16 protein-coding genes and 1 tRNA gene are annotated in these 18050 nt (G+C 66.2%); 4 read left to right on the forward strand and 13 right to left on the reverse strand.

Translation table 11 applies throughout. From position 1 onward, the window contains the following. Nucleotides 1–19 precede the first annotated feature (19 nt). From W823_RS38405 to W823_RS38415, 3 genes are all read right to left on the reverse strand, one after another. Complete coding sequence (locus W823_RS38405) at nucleotides 20–796, reverse strand: PIG-L family deacetylase (protein WP_023956387.1); 777 nt, start codon at nucleotides 794–796, stop codon at nucleotides 20–22. Nucleotides 797–861: 65 nt separating this feature from the next. Continuing rightward, nucleotides 862–937 (reverse strand) — tRNA-Thr (locus W823_RS38410). Nucleotides 938–1086: 149 nt separating this feature from the next. Beyond that, on the reverse strand, nucleotides 1087–2343 hold the full coding sequence (locus W823_RS38415; RefSeq protein WP_023956389.1) for a DNA polymerase III subunit delta': 1257 nt from the start codon (nucleotides 2341–2343) through the stop codon (nucleotides 1087–1089). Between the two features lie 69 nt (nucleotides 2344–2412). On the opposite strand from W823_RS38415, the gene W823_RS38420 reads away from it, so the two are divergent. After that, a complete protein-coding gene (locus W823_RS38420) occupies nucleotides 2413–3954 on the forward strand; it encodes an adenylate/guanylate cyclase domain-containing protein (protein ID WP_023956391.1) in 1542 nt (513 codons plus the stop codon). 78 nt (nucleotides 3955–4032) lie between these two features. Here the strand turns inward: W823_RS38420 and topA are convergent, their stop codons facing one another. The 3 genes from topA to W823_RS38435 all read right to left on the reverse strand — a co-directional run bounded on the left by topA (nucleotide 4033) and on the right by W823_RS38435 (nucleotide 8109). Further along, complete coding sequence (gene topA / locus W823_RS38425) at nucleotides 4033–7008, reverse strand: type I DNA topoisomerase (RefSeq protein ID WP_031331786.1); 2976 nt, start codon at nucleotides 7006–7008, stop codon at nucleotides 4033–4035. A gap of 170 nt (nucleotides 7009–7178) precedes the next feature. After that, nucleotides 7179–7757 (reverse strand): hypothetical protein, encoded by a 579-nt coding sequence (locus W823_RS38430; RefSeq protein WP_030169088.1) that lies wholly within the window; start codon nucleotides 7755–7757, stop codon nucleotides 7179–7181. A 148-nt stretch (nucleotides 7758–7905) separates the two neighbouring features. Next, a complete protein-coding gene (locus tag W823_RS38435; RefSeq protein ID WP_023956397.1) occupies nucleotides 7906–8109 on the reverse strand; it encodes a cold-shock protein in 204 nt (67 codons plus the stop codon). Nucleotides 8110–8412: 303 nt separating this feature from the next. Between W823_RS38435 and W823_RS38440 the strand changes: the two genes are divergently transcribed. Further along, nucleotides 8413–10731, forward strand: coding sequence for a DEAD/DEAH box helicase (locus tag W823_RS38440; protein ID WP_023956401.1), 2319 nt, complete (start codon nucleotides 8413–8415; stop codon nucleotides 10729–10731). 190 nt (nucleotides 10732–10921) lie between these two features. Continuing rightward, nucleotides 10922–11710 (forward strand): DUF5336 domain-containing protein, encoded by a 789-nt coding sequence (locus W823_RS56430; RefSeq protein WP_023956403.1) that lies wholly within the window; start codon nucleotides 10922–10924, stop codon nucleotides 11708–11710. A gap of 41 nt (nucleotides 11711–11751) precedes the next feature. Here W823_RS56430 and W823_RS38450 read toward each other — a convergent pair whose 3' ends face one another. From W823_RS38450 to ssd, 7 genes are read right to left on the reverse strand one after another with little or no spacing between them, the layout of a single operon-like run. Continuing rightward, nucleotides 11752–12105: an Rv3654c family TadE-like protein gene (locus W823_RS38450; protein ID WP_023956406.1), complete on the reverse strand. Its 354-nt coding sequence runs from the start codon at nucleotides 12103–12105 to the stop codon at nucleotides 11752–11754. Next, complete coding sequence (locus W823_RS38455) at nucleotides 12102–12422, reverse strand: TadE family type IV pilus minor pilin (protein WP_081729682.1); 321 nt, start codon at nucleotides 12420–12422, stop codon at nucleotides 12102–12104. The genes W823_RS38450 and W823_RS38455 overlap by 4 nt, the downstream gene beginning before the upstream one ends. A 41-nt stretch (nucleotides 12423–12463) precedes the next feature. Beyond that, nucleotides 12464–12670: a DUF4244 domain-containing protein gene (locus tag W823_RS38460; RefSeq protein WP_023956411.1), complete on the reverse strand. Its 207-nt coding sequence runs from the start codon at nucleotides 12668–12670 to the stop codon at nucleotides 12464–12466. A 45-nt stretch (nucleotides 12671–12715) separates the two neighbouring features. Then, nucleotides 12716–13318 carry a type II secretion system F family protein gene (locus tag W823_RS38465; RefSeq protein ID WP_023956413.1) on the reverse strand — a complete coding sequence of 201 codons (603 nt, stop codon included), beginning with the start codon at nucleotides 13316–13318 and terminating at the stop codon, nucleotides 12716–12718. Beyond that, nucleotides 13315–14115 carry a type II secretion system F family protein gene (locus W823_RS38470; RefSeq protein ID WP_023956415.1) on the reverse strand — a complete coding sequence of 267 codons (801 nt, stop codon included), beginning with the start codon at nucleotides 14113–14115 and terminating at the stop codon, nucleotides 13315–13317. The genes W823_RS38465 and W823_RS38470 overlap by 4 nt, the downstream gene beginning before the upstream one ends. Then, nucleotides 14112–15308: a TadA family conjugal transfer-associated ATPase gene (locus tag W823_RS38475; protein WP_023956416.1), complete on the reverse strand. Its 1197-nt coding sequence runs from the start codon at nucleotides 15306–15308 to the stop codon at nucleotides 14112–14114. Before W823_RS38475 ends, W823_RS38470 begins: the two co-directional genes overlap by 4 nt. Then, the gene (ssd, locus tag W823_RS38480) at nucleotides 15305–16372 is read right to left on the reverse strand and encodes a septum site-determining protein Ssd (RefSeq protein WP_023956418.1); all 1068 of its coding nucleotides are present in this window, start codon (nucleotides 16370–16372) and stop codon (nucleotides 15305–15307) included. Before ssd ends, W823_RS38475 begins: the two co-directional genes overlap by 4 nt. Nucleotides 16373–16802: 430 nt before the next feature. Between ssd and W823_RS38485 the strand changes: the two genes are divergently transcribed. Then, the gene (locus W823_RS38485) at nucleotides 16803–17639 is read left to right on the forward strand and encodes an HAD family phosphatase (protein WP_023956421.1); all 837 of its coding nucleotides are present in this window, start codon (nucleotides 16803–16805) and stop codon (nucleotides 17637–17639) included. Nucleotides 17640–18050: the final 411 nt, after the last annotated feature.

The following is an 18050-nucleotide window of genomic DNA, read 5'->3' on the forward strand; positions in this document are numbered from 1 at the left end:
AACACTCTGCTCTGCCGGACTACAACGGCAGAGATAGCTCCTTCGCCCCACCCGGTTGTGAGCCGACCCGCCGGAACCACTCGGTTCCGAACGCAGCTCTCAATTCCTCGTCCGCCATTTTCAGCACAGGGCCGAAGTCGCCGATCTGGGTCTCGTGCACCTGCATCGCCGCACGCTTGGCCGCAATGGCCGCGGCCACGTCCACCCGTGTGGTGATCTCAGCTTCCGGGGTGCCGAACGATTCGAAATCGATCGGCGAGTCGTCGTTGTTCCATTCCGGATTCGACATCATCATCTCGCGCATCTGATCCCGATTGATCACGCTCTCGTACACGTTCTGCACGCCGGCGATTTCCGCGGCGCGCATTCCGACGCGGTGCACCTGGATGTGGTCGGGGTGCCCGTAACCGCCGTTGCTGTCGTACAGCGTGATGACATCCGCCTTCTCCTCGCTGAGCACAGCGGCCAGACGTTCGGCCGCCTGCTCGACGGGGACGTTGGCAAAAGCGTCCGGGCTGTTGTTCTCCGGCGTGCCGGCCATCCCGGAGTCGGCGTAGCCCAGCATGACCAGGAGGTGCGCGCCCAGGATGCGGGCAGACTTCTCGAGTTCGGTTCGCCGGCGCTCGGCAAGCGATTCGCCAGGGACCAGCAGTCCGTCAGGCACCTCACCCGCAGCACCGTCGGTGGCCGTGACGAGTACCACACGGTGGCCGGCATCGGCGGAGAGTCGGATGATCCCGCCGGTCCCGAACACCTCGTCGTCGGGATGAGCGTGGAAGCAGACGAGGACACCCATGAATCAACCGCCACCTAGTGTTTGCCGAATGCACCAACCGGCACCGATCGGTACCGGTTCTGACGTGGAGCCGCCTGCGAGAATCGAACTCGCGACCTTTTCATTACGAGTGAAGCGCTCTACCGACTGAGCTAAGGCGGCGTGCTGCCAAGGCAGCGCAGACGAGTCTATCGACCGGAGCCGACAGCGACCAAACCGGGCGAGTCCACAGCTCAACCCGATCCCGATTTCGCACCCCTGTTCCCGGCATCGACCTGGGGATTTATTGCTGATGACCCCCAGGATCGGGGTCAGTGACGCAGGGCCAAGCCGATCTTGGCGACCATCGAATCGACCGCGAACTTCGGTTTGACGTTGAAACTCAACGACTCCCGACATTCCAGAACCGCCTCGACACAGGCCAGCAGCTCCTCGCGGCGGGCGTAGCCGGCCATCGCGACGGTCTGCTCGGACATGTCGGGGTGCATCGCGGTCACCGACGACCCATACGACGCGGCCAGAGCGTCCCGGAACAGCGCCGCGAGATCCACGAGCGCACGGTCGAGGAGGTCGCGCCCGGTGCGCGTCTCCCGGGACTTCTGCCGACGTTCGAGGTCTTTGAGGATTCCGGCCGAACCCCGCATGGCCCCGACCGCACCTTTTCCCGTGCCGCCGGCCCCGAGCGCCGTCCGCATCTCCTCTGTCTCGGCCTCGTCGAGCCTGGCGCTGATGGCCTTGGCCGCGGCGTCGGCCGACTTCACGAGAGCCTCGGCGGCCGAGTACGCGGTCGCGTCCCTGGTGGCTGCCCGTGCGACTGCCAGCGCCTGCTTGCGCTGCTCACGGGCCTCGTCGTCAGTGGCCAGCCGTCGCGCCCGGCCGACATGACCACCACACACCGACGCAGCCCACTTCGCCATCTCCGGATCGATGCCGTCGGACTCGATGAGCACCTCGGCGATCGAGGCCACCGACGGCATGGTCAGCGCCACGTGCCGGCAGCGCGACCGGAGCGTCACCGAGATGTCCTCGGGATCGATGCTGGGGGCGCACAGCAAGAACACCGTGCGAGGTGGCGGTTCCTCTACCGCCTTCAGCAGCGCGTTGGCTGCTCCTTCGGTGAGCCGGTCGGCATCTTCGATCACCACAACCTGCCAGCGACCCACACTGGGACGGCGCGCAGCGGTCTGAACGATGGCTCGCATGTCCTTCACCGGAATCGACAATCCCTCCGGGACTATCCTCCGAACATCCGAATGTGTGCCCGCCATCACAGTCGTGCACGCGTGACATCGCCCACATCCGGGCGAATCGGTCACCTCGCATTGCAGCGAGGCAGCAAAACACTGCGCCGCCACAGACCGCCCCGAACCAGGTGGACCGGTGAACAGCCACGCGTGTGTCATCGCCGACGAGCCCGAGTCCGGGTCCCCGGCAAGCAGTGGTAACGGGTCATTTCCGTGCGCTTGGAGGTCGCGCGAGGCGGCGAGCCGAACTGCGGCAACCGCCGCCGATGTGAGTTCACCCACCACCGCGTGCTGGCCGACGAGTCGATCGAACACAGTTGTCACAGGTCAAGCCTATCGGGCGCCTCCGACTGTCGTGTTTAACTCTTGCAAGCAGCCAGCTACCGTGGTCACGTGGTGGAAAGACAGTCACGCTTACAACGGGGATGGCACCTGTTGCGCTGGCTGGTGCGCACACCGTGGCCGGTGCTGGCTCTGGACATGCTCCGGGCCAATGTCGTCGGTGCCCTGTTCACTTTCGCATTCCTCCGGTTCGGCCTCCCACAGCAGACGTCGGTCCAGTTGTCCGAGATCAGCGGCCTGAGCCAAGTGGTGTTCGTCGTCTACCTCTTCATCGCCGGCCTGGTGAGTGCGTACGCCACGATCGCGCTGTCACTCCCTGTTCTTGTGTGGACCCGCCGACGATCCCGACTCGACAACGAGAGCGCACGCCGACGCGCCCTCCGCCTGCCGGTGCTGCTGGTGCAGGTCCATGGCGCCCTGTGGTTGCTCGGCGGCGCGATCTTCGCCCTGCTCAGCCTGTCGCAATCGGCCAAGACGGCCATCGTCGTGGCACTCGGTTCGTTCGTCGGCGCCCTCATCACCTGCGTGCTGGGCTACATGCAGTCGGAAAAAGTCCTCCGACCCATCACCGTTGCCGCGATGGCCAACAACCCCGAGAGCGCCACGGCCCCCAGCGTCACCCAGCGCATCATCCTGTTCTGGATCATCAGCGTGGCCGCTCCCCTCTGCGTGATCATCGCGCTGGTGATCGGTCAGCAGATCGGCGTGATCTACACCGACGCCGCCGGTCTGCAACGCCCGGTCCTGTGGATGGCCATCGCCGCACTCGCCTTCGGTTCGATCGGTCTCGTGCGCGTGGTGTCCGCCATCGCCGACCCCATCAAGCAGCTCCGGTTCGCCCAGGCCGAGGTGCGTGAAGGAAACCTCGACACCTCCGTGCGCATCTACGACGGCAGCGACCTCGGTCTCCTGCAAGCGGGATTCAACGAGATGGTGGCCGATGTGCGTGAGCGCCAACAGCTCCGCAACCTGTTCGGCCGCTACGTCGGCGAAGACGTGGCGCGCCGTGCCATCGAGATCGGCACCGAACTCGGCGGCGAAGAACGCTACGTCGGGGTGCTGTTCGTCGACATCGTCGGATCTACCCGACTGGCCGTCAACCGGCCGCCCCGCGACGTCGTCAATCTGCTCAACGAGTTCTTCCGGGTGATCGTCGACGTCGTCGGCCGCCACGGAGGCTTCGTCAACAAGTTCCAGGGCGACGCCGCCCTCGCGATCTTCGGCGCCCCCTTGGATCAAGAGGACTTCGCCGGCCACGCGCTGGCCGCGGCCCGGACGCTGCGTCAGGAACTGGACACCGCACTGGGCGACACCGATGTGGGTATCGGCGTATCGGCAGGTAAGGCGATCGCCGGACACATCGGTTCGCAACAACGACTCGAGTACACCGTCATCGGCGACCCGGTAAACGAGGCGGCCCGGCTCACCGACCTGGCGAAATTCGAGCCGAGTCGCGTGCTCGGTTCGGCCCGCGCCGTATACCTGGCGTCGTCAGAGGAAGCCGAGCACTGGGACATCGGCGAGGGTGTCGAACTACGTGGGCGGGGCATCGAGACACGTTTGGCGAGGCCGAAATACGAGGTCGAGGTCTAGCTCCACCAGCATCGTCCCCGTCAGCCGGGGCGGAGGGACATACACCCTCAGCCGTTGTCGACGGGGACGATCGTGGTGCTAGTCCGCCTTCTTCTTGGCAGCAGCCTTCTTCGCCGGAGCTTTCTTCGCAGCTGTCTTCTTGGCGGTGGTCTTCTTCGCCGTTGTCTTCTTGGCAGCGGTCTTCTTTGCCGGAGCCTTCTTGGACGCCTTCTTGGCCGACTTCTTCGCCGGGCCACGAGCACGCCTGTCCGCCAGCAACTCCGACGCACGCTCGTCGGTGATCGACGCGACGTCATCGTCTTTTCGCAGGCTCGCGTTGGTCTCGCCATCGGTGACGTACGGACCGAAACGGCCGTCCTTGATCACCATCGGCTGCTCGGATACCGGGTCTTTGCCCAGCTCACGCAGCGGAGGAGCAGCTGCTGCCCGACCGCGGCGCTTGGGTTCGGAGTAGATCTTCAACGCCTCGTCCAAAGTGATGTCGAAGATCTGGTCCTCGGATGTCAACGAACGAGAATCGGTGCCGCGCTTCAGATATGGCCCATAGCGACCGTTCTGTGCGGTGATCTCCTGGCCTTCGGCATCCTGCCCGACAACCCGTGGCAACGACAGCAACTTCAACGCGTCATCGAGAGTGACCGAGCCGATCTCCATCGATTTGAACAGCGATCCGGTGCGCGGTTTGGGGCCGGCCTTCTTGGCTGCCTTCTTCGCGGTCTTCTTGGCGGTCGCCTTCTTGGTGGCGGTTGCGGTGCCGCCGCCGCCCGTCGGTGCGTCGAGCGGGGTCGCGCCGTCGTCGAGCGGGGTGGGTGCAGGCGGAGGAGTCAGCGCCGGGACCGAATTCCCGTCGTCGCCTTCGTCTTCCGGATCCGGGAGGATCTCGGTCACGTACGGACCGAAACGTCCTTCCTTGGCGACGATCTCGTGACCGGTCAGAGGATCGACACCCAGGGTGCGACCTTCTTGCGGTGTGCTGAAAAGCTTTTCGGCCAATTCCAGCGTGAGCTCGTCGGGCGTGATGTCGTCGGGCAGGTTGGCGCGCTGCGACTCCGGCTCGCCACCACCTTCAGGGGTGACCGTGCGCTCGAGATACGGACCGAACCGACCGACCCGCACGTACACCGGGCGACCCTGTTCGTCGTCGAACAACCGGATCGAGTTGACCTCACGGGCATCGATCTCTTCGAGGTTCACACCGACGAGCTTCTTGAGCCCGGTACCCGCCTGCCCTTCTGCGCCCTCTTGCCCGTAGTAGAAACGGGTCAGCCAGGCGGTGCGATTCTCTGCGCCCTGCGCGATCTGGTCGAGGTCGTCTTCGAGGGTGGCCGTGAAGTCGTAGTCGACAAGGCGTTTGAAGTACGCCTCGAGCAGTCCGACCACCGCGAACGCGATCCAGGACGGCACGAGGGCCGAACCCTTCTTGTGCACGTACCCGCGGTCCTGGATGGTGCCGATGATCGATGCGTACGTCGACGGACGTCCGATCCCCAACTCCTCCAACGTCTTCACCAAAGAGGCTTCGGTGTATCGGGCGGGTGGGTTGGTGGTGTGCCCGTCGGGACGCAGCTCGGTTGCGGTCAGCGACTGACCTTCGACGAGATTCGGCAGGCGACTCTCCGCGTCGTCCGCGGTGCCGCCGGCCTGCTCGTCCACCGTCTCCACATAGGCCGACAAGAAGCCCGGGAAGGTGATGGTGCGACCGGACGCAGCGAAGGTACAGGTCTCCCCCGTTTGAGCCTTACCACTGATCCGCAGACTCATCGTGGTGCCGCGTGCGTCGGCCATCTGCGAAGCGACCGTGCGCTGCCAGATCAGCTCGTACAACCGGAACTCGTCGGTTTGCAGTGCCGAGGCGACCTGACCCGGCGTCCGGAAGGACTCGCCCGCCGGCCGGATGGCCTCGTGCGCCTCCTGCGCGTTCTTCACCTTGCGGGTGTACTGCCGCGGCGTCGGATGGACGAAGTTGGCCCCATAGAGATCACGGGCCTGGTTACGGGCGGCTGTGATGGCCGACTCGGACAGCGTGGTCGAGTCGGTACGCATGTAGGTGATGTAGCCGTTCTCGTACAGCCGTTGTGCCACCCGCATGGTGCGGTCGGAGGTGAACCGGAGTTTGCGGCCGGCCTCCTGCTGCAGGGTCGACGTCATGAACGGTGCGTACGGGCGGCGCGTGTAGGGCTTCTCCTCCACCGACGAGACCGTCATCGCGGCGCCTTGGAGCCCTGACGCGAGCGACACGGCGCGCGACTCGTCGAGCACCGTTACCCCGTCGGCCTTCTTCAGCGCGCCGGCCGAGTCGAAGTCGCGGCCACTGGCCACGCGGTCGCCATCGACACTGACGAGCCTGGCGCCGAAGCTGCGGGGTGTCGCTTCCGCGCCGGCGTCGAGCGTGGCGGCGATGTCCCAGTACGTAGCCGACCGGAACGCCATCCGCTCGCGTTCGCGCTCGACGATGATGCGAGTGGCCACCGACTGCACACGGCCTGCCGAGAGCTTCGGCATGACCTTCTTCCACAGCACCGGCGACACCTCGTAGCCGTACAGGCGGTCGAGAATGCGTCGGGTCTCCTGGGCGTCGACCAGGTCTTCGTCGAGGTCACGGGGGTTCTCGGCGGCAGCCCTGATGGCCGATTCGGTGATCTCGTGGAAGACCATCCGCTTGACCGGGACCTTGGGCTTGAGGGTCTCCAAGAGGTGCCAGGCGATGGCCTCACCCTCCCGGTCACCGTCTGTTGCGAGATAGAGCTCGTCGACGTCCTTGAGCAGCGACTTAAGCTCGGTGACGGTGGACTTCTTGTCCGGCGAGACCACGTAGAGGGGCTCGAAGTCGTGCTCGACGTCGACACCGAGTCGCGCCCAGGGCTGACCCTTGTACTTGGCGGGCACGTCCGCGGCGCCGCGTGGGAGGTCCCGGATGTGTCCGCGGGACGACTCCACCACGTAGTTGTTGCCGAGATAAGAGGAGATCTTGCGGGCCTTGGTCGGAGACTCGACGATCACGAGCCGGCGCACGACACCGCCAGTCCCGCGGGCTGTTGTACCTGAATCCGCCACCGTCTTTGCCTGCACCTTTCCCTGGGCCTTCTGGCCCGTTTGTACCTTATGTATAGCGCTACTGACACACCTCTACCTGATCTGCCACCCGCGAAACCGGTCGGGGCCCGGTGTTCGGACCCCCCTCGGACAGGGTGTCGTCGCAGTTCAGCGATCGATCGACGCGCTCGTCAAATGAATGGCCAGCATGCGGCCGCCCCGGGGATGTCCGGAGCCTCACCCACTGATTCGATCAGACGCGTCAAGCGGCGTTTGCCCGCGATCCGCAGGGCGGGGGCGGCGCCCCGCGTGCCCACCAGCGTCGGCGCCACCCCTGCGCGCATCACAGCGGTGGCCAGAGCCCCATGGGACTCAGGGGTGTGTGGGTCGAGTCCCAACAGGTAGCGGTCGACGTCGCGCTGCCCGGCAGCGATCACCCACAGTCGCAACGCTCGGGGGCTCGGCACCCACGTTGCGGGCATCGTCTTGATCGCGCCTTTTGTCCAGGCGCGATGGAGCGGCTCGAGAGCCCAGGTGGTGGCGGTACCCACGAGCGGCGAACCCTCTGACGACACCGAGACCTCGGGAGTCAGTCCGCACCGTTCCATCTCGTCTGCCAGTGCTTGGGCCCGCCAGTCGTCGGCCACGACCACCGAGACGCGTGCGCCGCGAGATCCGATCGTGGTCTGTCCGGCCGACGCCAACAGACCGGCGAGATCGTCCACAGACGGTTCGTCGGTCTCCGCGGAGAACATGGACAGCTGACCCACGATGAAACCGTACGGTATGCGGGCCGGAAAACGGCTCACCCCCGGACACCGGAATGCGGCGACCGGGGGTGAGATCGTCGAGCACCGAAAGAAATGCCCGAATCAAACGGAGGTTCCTCGCGTGGTGCGAAGGTCCTCGGGGAGTGACCTACAGCGCGCGAACGCCGGTGGCCTGTGGGCCCTTGGTGCCCTGACCGACCTCGAACTCGACCCGCTGGTTCTCCTCGAGGGTGCGGAATCCGTTCCCCTGGATCTCCGAGTAGTGGACAAACACGTCGTCCGGTCCATCATCAGGCGCGATGAAGCCGAAGCCCTTCTCCGCGTTGAACCACTTCACAGTCCCCTGTGCCATCTTGCATTCCTTTTCTTCACCCGGGTGCGGCGGGGAGTTACCCCGCCGGGCCGGTTCCGACCGCCATACCTACTGGCGCCGCTCGCGGGACGAACCCGCGCACCAACCTTCAGTACCACGCTCGCAACACGATCCCGAGAGATCGGCCAAATGCTTGAACCGCCCCCCAGAAGCTGCGACCGAGATCAGTCAATCATGTTCCGGGCGTGCACAACAGTCGAGAGTTCATTCTGATTCCAAACGTGGCCACAACCGTGATTGTCGGCAGCAATCGGTACGATTACGACGTGGTGAACTGGCTTTATGAGTAGCGATGATTTCGGCTCCGCGTTACTGGCGCGGACATTGGCCGGAATCTCCCCTGATGAATCGCCACTCACTCACAAGTCGGTAATTCCCAGCCGGACAGCATCTTTCGCCGAGTGGCCGAACTGGGTCGCCGGTCCGGTTAGGGATGCGCTTGAGGAGGCGGGTGTTCGCAGGCCGTGGTCGCACCAGGTGGCGGCCGCCGAACACGCCTGGGCCGGTCGACATGTGGTGCTTTCCACGGGTACCGCGTCCGGTAAATCGCTCGCCTATCAGGTACCCATCTTGAGCAGGATGCTCGCCGACCCGCGGGCCACCGCGCTCTACCTCGCGCCCACCAAAGCGCTCGGTGCAGACCAGCTCCGCTCCGTCAGCTCGCTCTTGGCTGGGCGCAAGGAGTTCCTGCACCTACAGCCCTGCGCGTACGACGGAGACACCGAACCCGCGGTCCGGCAATGGGCACGCGAACATTCAAGGTGGATCTTCACCAACCCCGACATGCTGCACATCGGGATACTCGGCTCCCACGGGCGATGGCGACATTTCCTGCGCGGTCTGCAATTCATCGTCGTCGACGAATGTCACCACTACCGCGGCGTATTCGGGTCACACACCGCTCTGGTGTTGCGGCGTCTGCTGCGACTGGCACGCGCGGTCGGAGCCGATCCGGTGGTGATCGGGGCCAGCGCCACCTCGGGAACGCCGGGCGCGGCTCTGAGCAGACTCGTCGGCGCCCCCTGCGAGGAGATCACCGAAGACGGGTCGCCTCACGGTGCTCGCACCGTCGCCTTGTGGGAACCCGGTTTCGTACCCGAGATGACCGGTGAGAACGGTGCGCCGGTGCGTAAGCAGGCCGGCGCCGAAGCCGCCCGAATACTCGCCGACCTGGTACTCGAAGGCGCGCGGACGCTCTGTTTTGTACGCAGCCGCCGAGGAGTGGAGCTGGCCGCTCTCTCGGCCAAACGCATTCTCGACGAGGTCGACTCGGAGTTGTCGTCGCGGGTGGCCGCGTACCGCGCCGGTTACCTCGCCGACGACCGCAGAGTGCTCGAGCGCGACCTCGCCGACGGTCGACTGCTGGGGGTCGCGACCACCAACGCGCTGGAGCTCGGCGTCGACATCAGTGGTCTCGATGCCATTGTGGTGGCGGGTTTTCCGGGCACTGTCGCGTCGTTCTGGCAGCAGGCCGGCCGCGCCGGTCGCCGCGGTGAGGGTTCACTGGTGGTGCTCGTCGCCCGCGACGACCCCCTCGACACCTATCTGGTGAACCATCCGGAAGCGTTGCTGGACAAGCCCGTCGAGGCAACGGTCACCGACCCCACCAACCCATATGTACTCGGTCCTCAATTGCTCTGCGCGGCAGCGGAGATGCCGCTGAAGGAGACGGAGGTGGACGCATTCGGCGCACGGGAGCTGCTCGAGGACCTCGCCCGGCAGGGGCTCATCCGTCGCCGGAAGGCCGGCTGGTACGTCGCGGCGGGTGTAGATCCTCATGGCGCCGTGGATATCCGGGGCGGTATCGGCGGCCAGGTGATGATCGTCGACGAGACCAGCGCCCAACTGCTGGGCACCGTGGACACCGGCCGGGCCATGTCCACCGTCCACCCTGGCGCCGTCCACATCCATCAGGGTGAGAGCTACGTCGTCGACGAACTCGACCTCGAGGACGGGCTGGCTCTGGTCCACCCAGAAGAACCGGACTGGACCACCAGCGCCCGCGAGACGACAGTCGTGGAGATCACCGAGGTGATGCAGGAACAGCGGCACGGGCCGTTGAAGGTCTCCCTTGTCCGTGTCGACGTCACCCATCAGGTGGTCGGTTACCTCCGTAAGTTGCTCACCGGTGAGGTCCTGGACTCGGTGGAGTTGGACATGCCGCCGCAGACGCTGTCGACGCGGGCGGTGATGTACACGATCGAGCCCGAGGCACTCGAGGCGATCGGGATCGCCGAGGTGGACTTCCCCGGTGCGTTACACGCCGCCGAGCATGCAGCGATCGGCCTTCTCCCACTGGTGGCCACCTGCGATCGATGGGACATCGGCGGGCTGTCGACCAACCTGCACCCCGACACGGGGTTACCCACCGTGTTCGTCTACGACGGGTATCCCGGCGGCGCCGGGTTCGCCGACCGCGGACACGAGGCGTTCGGGATCTGGATCAAAGCGACCCGGGATGCGGTGTCGGACTGCGGTTGCGAGGCGGGCTGCCCCTCGTGTGTCCAGTCACCCAAGTGCGGTAACGGCAATGACCCGCTCGACAAGGCGGCTGCCGTTCGTGTTCTCGACCTGATCCTGCGGGAGTTGCCGGGCAGCTGAGGCCATGTTTCGGGTTTCGCGTTGTCGGTGTCGCGGAGCCGCGCGGCTCCCGCGCCAGATTGTGTCGACCATCTGACTGAAATAGCTTTGATTTGCGGGGATGAGACAAGGATTCGGGTTCTTTACGGCCTTGTTTGGGCTTACCGTTGGATATCCAAACTCGTTGAAGGATTCGGCAGAAGGATTGACGATGTCTCAGAGCCCCGGGCAGCCCGACCCGTACGAACAGACGCGGTTCAGTCCGACGTCCACACCACCGCCCAGTGGTCCGCCGCAGGGGTATTCGCAGCCGGGCGGCCAGCAGGGTGGTCAGCCGGGCGGCCACTCCCAGGGCCAGTACGGGCAGCAGCCGCAGTATGGACAACCGCAATACAGTCAGCCGCAGGGTCAGCAACCGCAGTACGGCCAGCAGTACGGCCAACAGCCCTCGAGTGCGCAGCAGTATGGCCAGCAGCCCTCGAATGCTCAACCCCAGAACGCTCAGCAGTACGGGCAGCAACCGCAATACTCGCAGGCTGGGCAGAGCCCGTACCAAGCCGGCCAGAACCCCTATGGCGGTAGCCCTTACGGCGCGGGACCCTACGACGCGGCGGCCACCGGACCGACCACGCTGTCGAAAGCGGTCAAGATCATCGGCGGGGTGATCGCGGCGCTCGGCCTGCTGACCGTGATCGCGGCGTTCTTGCCCTGGGTCACCGGCATCGTGGAGGTCAATGGCCTCGGCGACTCCGACTACGGCGTCAAAGACGGGATGATCACACTGGTCCTGGGACTGGTCGCGGCCATCTTCGGCGCGGTCTCCGCGCTGATCGCCAAGCGATCACCGCTGCACCTGGTCGCAGGCATCATCGCTCTGATCACCGGTCTATTGATCGTGCTCACCTCGCGATCGACATCGCCGACATCAGCGACTACAGCCCCCTCCTCGAAGTCGGTTTCGGCCTGTGGCTCACCCTCATCGCGGGTATCGGTCTGGTGATCGCCGGGATCGCGGGCATCGTCAAACGCAAGTAGCCACCCCTACTCGGCCGGGCCCGCGCGGGCAACCGCGCGGGCCTGCCGCTGTCCGAAGACACCCACCTTCACGCCCACGGTCACCGTCAGCACCACATCACTGCCGTCGACCGTGCACGACACGACACCCGCCGACATCCGACGAGTGATCACCTCAGCCCGGCCACACGGCTCGGCACCACCGAGCACCAACGCCTGCGCCGCGGCGAGCGCGCCGAGATCAGCAGCCGATTGCGCCTGATGCCGGGCCGAAACAGCCGCCCCCACATACACAACCAACACCACCAATCCCGCGAGCGCCGCCACCACACACGCCCCCACCACCGTCGCCGACCCGCGCTCATCGGCAACAACCCTCACGGGGCCGCACCCTCCGGCTCCACCGCTGCGACCGCATCAGCACCCACATCGAGCATCGGGAACAGCGGCACAGACGCACTCACCCGCGCCACCACCACATCACCCTCAGTCCGAATCTGCACCTGCGCACCCCGTGGACCGACCTGCGCGGCAACCTCTTCGGCCCGACCCGAATCACCCTGCGCCGCAATCCGCGCCGCCTCACGTGCGGCATCGATACACCGCACGTGAGCCGCCACCGCAACAATCCCCACCACCCCCATCACCACCGCAGCAACAATCGAGGCGATCGCAATCGCCGCCTCCACCGTCACCATCCCCCGCTCGTCAGACGCCAGACGAGCCCGGCCACGACGAATCATCCGACCGACGTCTGCAAGGCCTTGTCGATGATCCCCGTCAACGCCGACACGATGTTGTCGCCGGTGACAACGGTGTACAAAATGGCCCCAAACGCCGCGGCAGCGATCGTCCCGATCGCATACTCGGCGGTCGACATCCCGTCCTCGTCTGTCATCAGCAGCGCCGCGCGTGCCTGCGCTTCTCGAAAGATTTTGTTCATCATGGTTTCTCCCCCTTTTTCGTGCCGCGGTGATTCCGCGGCAAGTCTTCACAGCAATCCCCCGCCGAACACCGGCCCGGCCAATCCGATGACCACCGGCACGATGCCCAAACAGACAAAGGCCGGCAGAAAACACAGACCCAGCGGACCGCTGATAGCGACACCGGCGCGCTCGGCTGCCGCGGCCGCACGGTCTTGCGCTTCGGCCCGCTGACCGTCGGCCAACTCCCCGAGGCCACGTACCGGTGACGATCCGGCACGCGCCGAACGCCTCGCCATGGCAGCCAGAGCCTGGGCGGCCGGATCGGCGTCGTCGGGAACGGCCCACGCACGCAACGGGTCCGCGCCCAGCGAGAGGAGGTCGGCGGCCTCGGCAAGGGTTCTCCCAAGGGCCGGTGGCGCCGAGTCCGCCACCACGCGGGCCGCCGTACCAACCGGGAGTCCCGACCGCAGGCACACCGCGAACAGTTCATAGCTCGCCGCCGCGGCGAAGGGTTCATCGCCGCCCTTCTTCTTTCCCAGCCATCGCGGCTCCCGATCACGGGGTGTGCGAGCAGGCGGACCGACAACCCGATAGGTGCGCCAGACCGGACCTGGTATCAGCCACATTCCACCCGCCCCGGCCACGGCGGCGATCACCCACGGGGTCACAGGGCGGTCACCTTGCCCACGATCCTGCGCGACCACAGCAGGCCGCAACACACCAGAGCCACCCCGACCACCAGCAGCACGCCGCCGAGGCCACCACCGAGCAGCACCGACAGCGGAGCCGCCCCGATGGCCTGCCCCAACACGATCCCGAGGACGGGCAACAACGCGAGCACCAGTGCGGTGGCCTTCGCACCGGCCAGCGCCGCTCTGGTTCGCTCACGAAACCGGTTGCGAGCCATGAGGTCCGACCGCACGGACGTCAGGAGTTCGGCCATCGGCAATCCGTACTGCTCCGCCGTGCGCCACGCCACCGCGACCCTGCGCCACGACTCGCGCTGATTGCTTTCAACCTGCTCGATGCCATCGGCGACATCACCCCCGAGAGCGGCCCGACCGGCCATCATCTGCAACATCTCGAAGGTCGCCGCACGATCGACACAGTCCTGCGCGGCCTGCCGGCACGCATGAGCGGGGTGGGCACCGACCCGAAGCTCGGCGATCATGACCTCGAGCGCTGCCAGCAGCCGGGCCATCTCGGCTGCCGCGTCGCTCTCCCGTCGTCGCACCACCACCGCCAGGTACGTCATCGCCGAGGCCATGCCGGCTGCGAGTGCGGCTGCCGGGCCGAATACCGCCAATGCCACCACCGGTGCCGCACCGGTGAAACACGCTGCAGGATCCCCGATTCTTCGACGGGGAGGGCGGGCTGACCCGGCCAGCTCGGTTGCGCGCAGATGCTGCGGGGTACGAGGCCACATCAGCAGAGCGACCGCAAAAGCCGCGACGACGGCGCTCACCGGTGCAGCCTCGAGTTCAGGAGATCGGCGAGATCCGTTGCCGCTTCTGCGAATCCGTCATCTCGATCCCAGACCGACTCGATCTTCACGAGGCCGTCGTCGCCGCGGCGGACCATGCCGATCTCGGCAACGCCCCGGGCACCCGAGGCGTCGCGGAAGACGCCGATCACGACGGAGATGGCTGCTGCCAGCTGACTGTGTAACGCCGGTCGGTCCATGCCACCGAGCGCGGCAAGCGCCTCCATCCGCGCGGGTACCTCCGCAGTGGAGTTCGCGTGCAGTGTTCCCGCGCCACCGTCGTGTCCTGTGTTCATCGCTGTGAGGAGGTCGACCACCTCGGCGCCGCGGACCTCGCCGACAACAATGCGATCGGGGCGCATGCGCAACGCCTGGCGAACCAGCGCGCGTACCGGAACCTCCCCCGCACCTTCGACATTGGGCGTACGGGCCACCAGCCGCACCACATGAGGATGGCGCGGGGCGAGTTCGACCGCGTCCTCGACGCACAGAATGCGCTCGGCCGGATCAACTCGGCCGAGCAGAGCCGACAGCAGGGTTGTCTTTCCCGCACCGGTCCCCCCGACAACCAGGAAGGCCAGTCGGGCGTCGATGATCGCCTCCAGAAGAGTCGCCGCCTCCGCGGCGATCGCACCCGCCGCGACCAACGCGTCGAGGTTCTGCGTGGCCGGCCGGAGAACTCGCAGCGACAGACACGTGCCGTCGACGGCGATGGGCGGGATGACCGCGTGCAGGCGCACGTTGTAACCCCGCCTGCCGACATCGGTGAGTTGCCCGTCCACCCAAGGCTGCGCGTCGTCGAGGCGTTTGCCCGCGGCGAGCGCCAGCCGCATGGCCAGTCGCCGGACGGCATCGTCGTCCTCGAACTCGATCGTCGACGGCTGCAGCCCGTGGCCCTGGTCGACCCACACCTGTTTCGGGCCGACCACCAGGATGTCGTTGACCGTCGGTCCTGCCAGCAAGGTCTCGAGCCTTCCGGCGCCCACCAATTCGGTTTGCAGGAACCGCAGGGCGTCAAGGAGATCGGTGTCGCCGAGGACCCCACCGGCTTCTTCCCGGACCACCGCGGCCATCACCTCGGGGGTCGGGTCTTGTGAGGTCGCGGCCAGCCGTTCCCGGACACGGGTCAGCAGAGCCGCTCGAGTGGTGCCGGCTGCATCGGTCCGAGTGGTCATCTCCGCCCCCGACGTGAGTCGACGCCACGCTGGAGGACGGCTTCCGCGGTCCGCCGCAGCGGTGATCGCCGACCGAGTACAAGTCCGCCGGACTCGAGCTGCCAAGGGACTTTCGGGTCCGACCGCGTCGCGGCGAGCAACGGGAGACCGATCACCTCGGCCACCTGCCGGGCCCGCAGACCTCCCGGGGCAGGGCCACGGACCACCACTTCCAGTCGCCCGCTGCGTGAGCCCATCCGTCGCGCCACCTCCCGGGTGGCCGCGCACGACCGGATGGTCGCCGAGCAGACGACCACAACGACGTCGGCCGCCTCCACCACGGCCGCCGCCAGCTCGTCATCTCGCCGGGGCAGGTCGGCGACCACCACATCGCCGTGTGTACGGCAGGCGTCGATCGCGGCGAGCGCCGTCTCGGGACGCACACGCTGCGCGGATCCTCGGCGGCTGGTCAGGACGGCCAGGCCGCCGCGCGCGTGGGGCAGGGCGGCATGGAGTGAGTCGGCTGCCACCTGGCCGCTTTCCAGGGTCAATTCCTGCCATCGAAGGCCGCGTTGGTCCTCGATGCCGAGCATCAGGTCCTGGCCTCCCCCCAGATCGTCCAGATCCAGGAGTATTGCGTCGGCACCCTGCTCGGTGGCCAGCAACCCGACGGCCGCCGCCAAGGTCGACGCTCCGGCGCCGCCGTGCCCGGCCAGCAGAGCGACCGCAACTCCGGAAGGGCCGGTGGGTGTGCGGATGCGCGAGAGGGCGGAGACGACGGCGTGCTCGTCGTCGGGCAGGACGAATCCGTCCTCGGCCCCGAGAGCCAGCGCCGTGCGCCACATGTCCGGTCCACTGCCCGTCAGCCCGACCACCATGACGCCGGGTCGGCGGGGAAGGCCGGCCGACAAGGTGGCGTCCACGGTGGTCGCGTCGACGAGCACCGCGGTGGCCTCGGACCACTCCCGACGACAACGATCAGGTGCCGCACGCCACACGTGATATCCGGAAGCTGCTGCGACACGCGCAACGTCATCGGCGACCTCGGACGAGACCATGACGAGCACGCTGGGTGATTCGGGCATGGACTCAGCATCGGGTACGGCACCGACCGGAGAACCTGCCCGAACCCTCCATCTGTGGATGGCCGACGGTCTGTGGACAACCCGATCCGTCAGCCGATCGAGCAGGCACCACACGCCACACAGAACAGCAGGTCAGAGGGGTAAATGCAGGGGAATGATCGTGTGGGTCAGATGACCGACATACCCCGGAAATGGGGACGACCCCGGCCAGGGGGGAGGAGGCCAGGGTCGTCGCGTTCAGCCCCGGGGGGTCGGGCTGAAAGCCCCGGATCAGGTCCGGGTAATGACGACTATACACAAAAACTCCCGATTGATTGCAACTTCAACCATTTGTTTTTCGTCATATCGATCCGGCATCGTTAACGACCTCTGCTGTAGTCCGAACCGATGAATCTGCGCCCGGAATGGACGGCCGACGTACCCTCGACACGTGACTTATTCCTGGCCCGCGGACGGTGGTCCGGAATCCACTTCCGGTCTGCGGATCGCCGCCTTCTTCGACCTCGACAAGACCATCATCGCGAAGTCGAGTTCGCTGGCGTTCTCTCGGCCGTTCTTCGACCAGGGGCTGATCAACCGTCGCTCGGTACTCAAGTCGTCGTACGCCCAATTCATGTTCTTGCTGTCGGCCGCCGACCACGATCAGGTGGAGCGGATGCGCAAACACGTCACCGAGATGTGTACGGGGTGGGACGTGGATCAGGTGTCGTCGATCGTCCGCGAGACGCTGCACGACATCGTCAACCCCTTGGTTTTTGCCGAAGCCGCGGACCTCATCGCCGGCCACAAGGCCCGGGGTCACGAGGTCGTGATCGTGTCCGCCTCGGGAGCCGAGATAGTCGAACCGATCGGCGAGATGCTGGGCGCCGACTATTCGATGGCCAGCCGGATGAAGGTGATCGACGGCAAGTATGCGGGCGAGGTCGAGTTCTACTGTTACGGCGAGGAGAAGGCCGCGGCGATGAACGAGATCGCAGAGTCCGTCGGCTACGACCTCTCCCAGTGCTTCGCCTACTCGGACTCGATCACCGACCTGCCGATGCTGCATGCGGTCGGCCATCCCACCGTCATCAACCCCGACCGTGCGCTGCGGAAGCAGGCCACCGCTCTCGGCTGGCCGATGTTGTCGTTCACCAAGCCCATCTCGATCCGCGATCGGCTGCCCAACACACCGTCTCCCACCGTGACCGCTTCGGCGGCAGTCGGTTTGGGCGCGGTGGTCGCCGGCGCCCTCACCTATTCGATCCTCGCCCGCAAGCGCCACTGACGCGCGACGCACCTGAGCCCACCGCAAACACGAAAAAACGTTTCCGCCCAACGGGAAATGTCAATCTCGAATTGATGTGCCCGAGGTCTTGATGTGACCGCGGTCACGGTGTAGAAAGTAGTTACGGAAAGCGCGGAAAGCCAAGTTCGGGCCGGAAGAGAAGGATCGGACTCCTGACCGCGCACTCCCAGCACGGATACCGAGCACCCACGCGCAGCACGCCGCGGGAGGCACCAGGTTGCGGGCCTGCGAGATCCGGCGTCGAGTTCAAGTGAGTTCCTTTGGGTGGGAACGGCTTCGAAGCGGCGGCGGAACACTACGCCTAGGTCATCCCACACAACCACCAAAGCACGCTTGGTAACTCGGATCCGTGCTAGCGGGCGGCGATCGGAACGCAGAGGCGAACCGGTA

This window comes from Williamsia sp. D3 (assembly GCF_000506245.1).
Taxonomy (GTDB): domain Bacteria; phylum Actinomycetota; class Actinomycetes; order Mycobacteriales; family Mycobacteriaceae; genus Williamsia; species Williamsia muralis.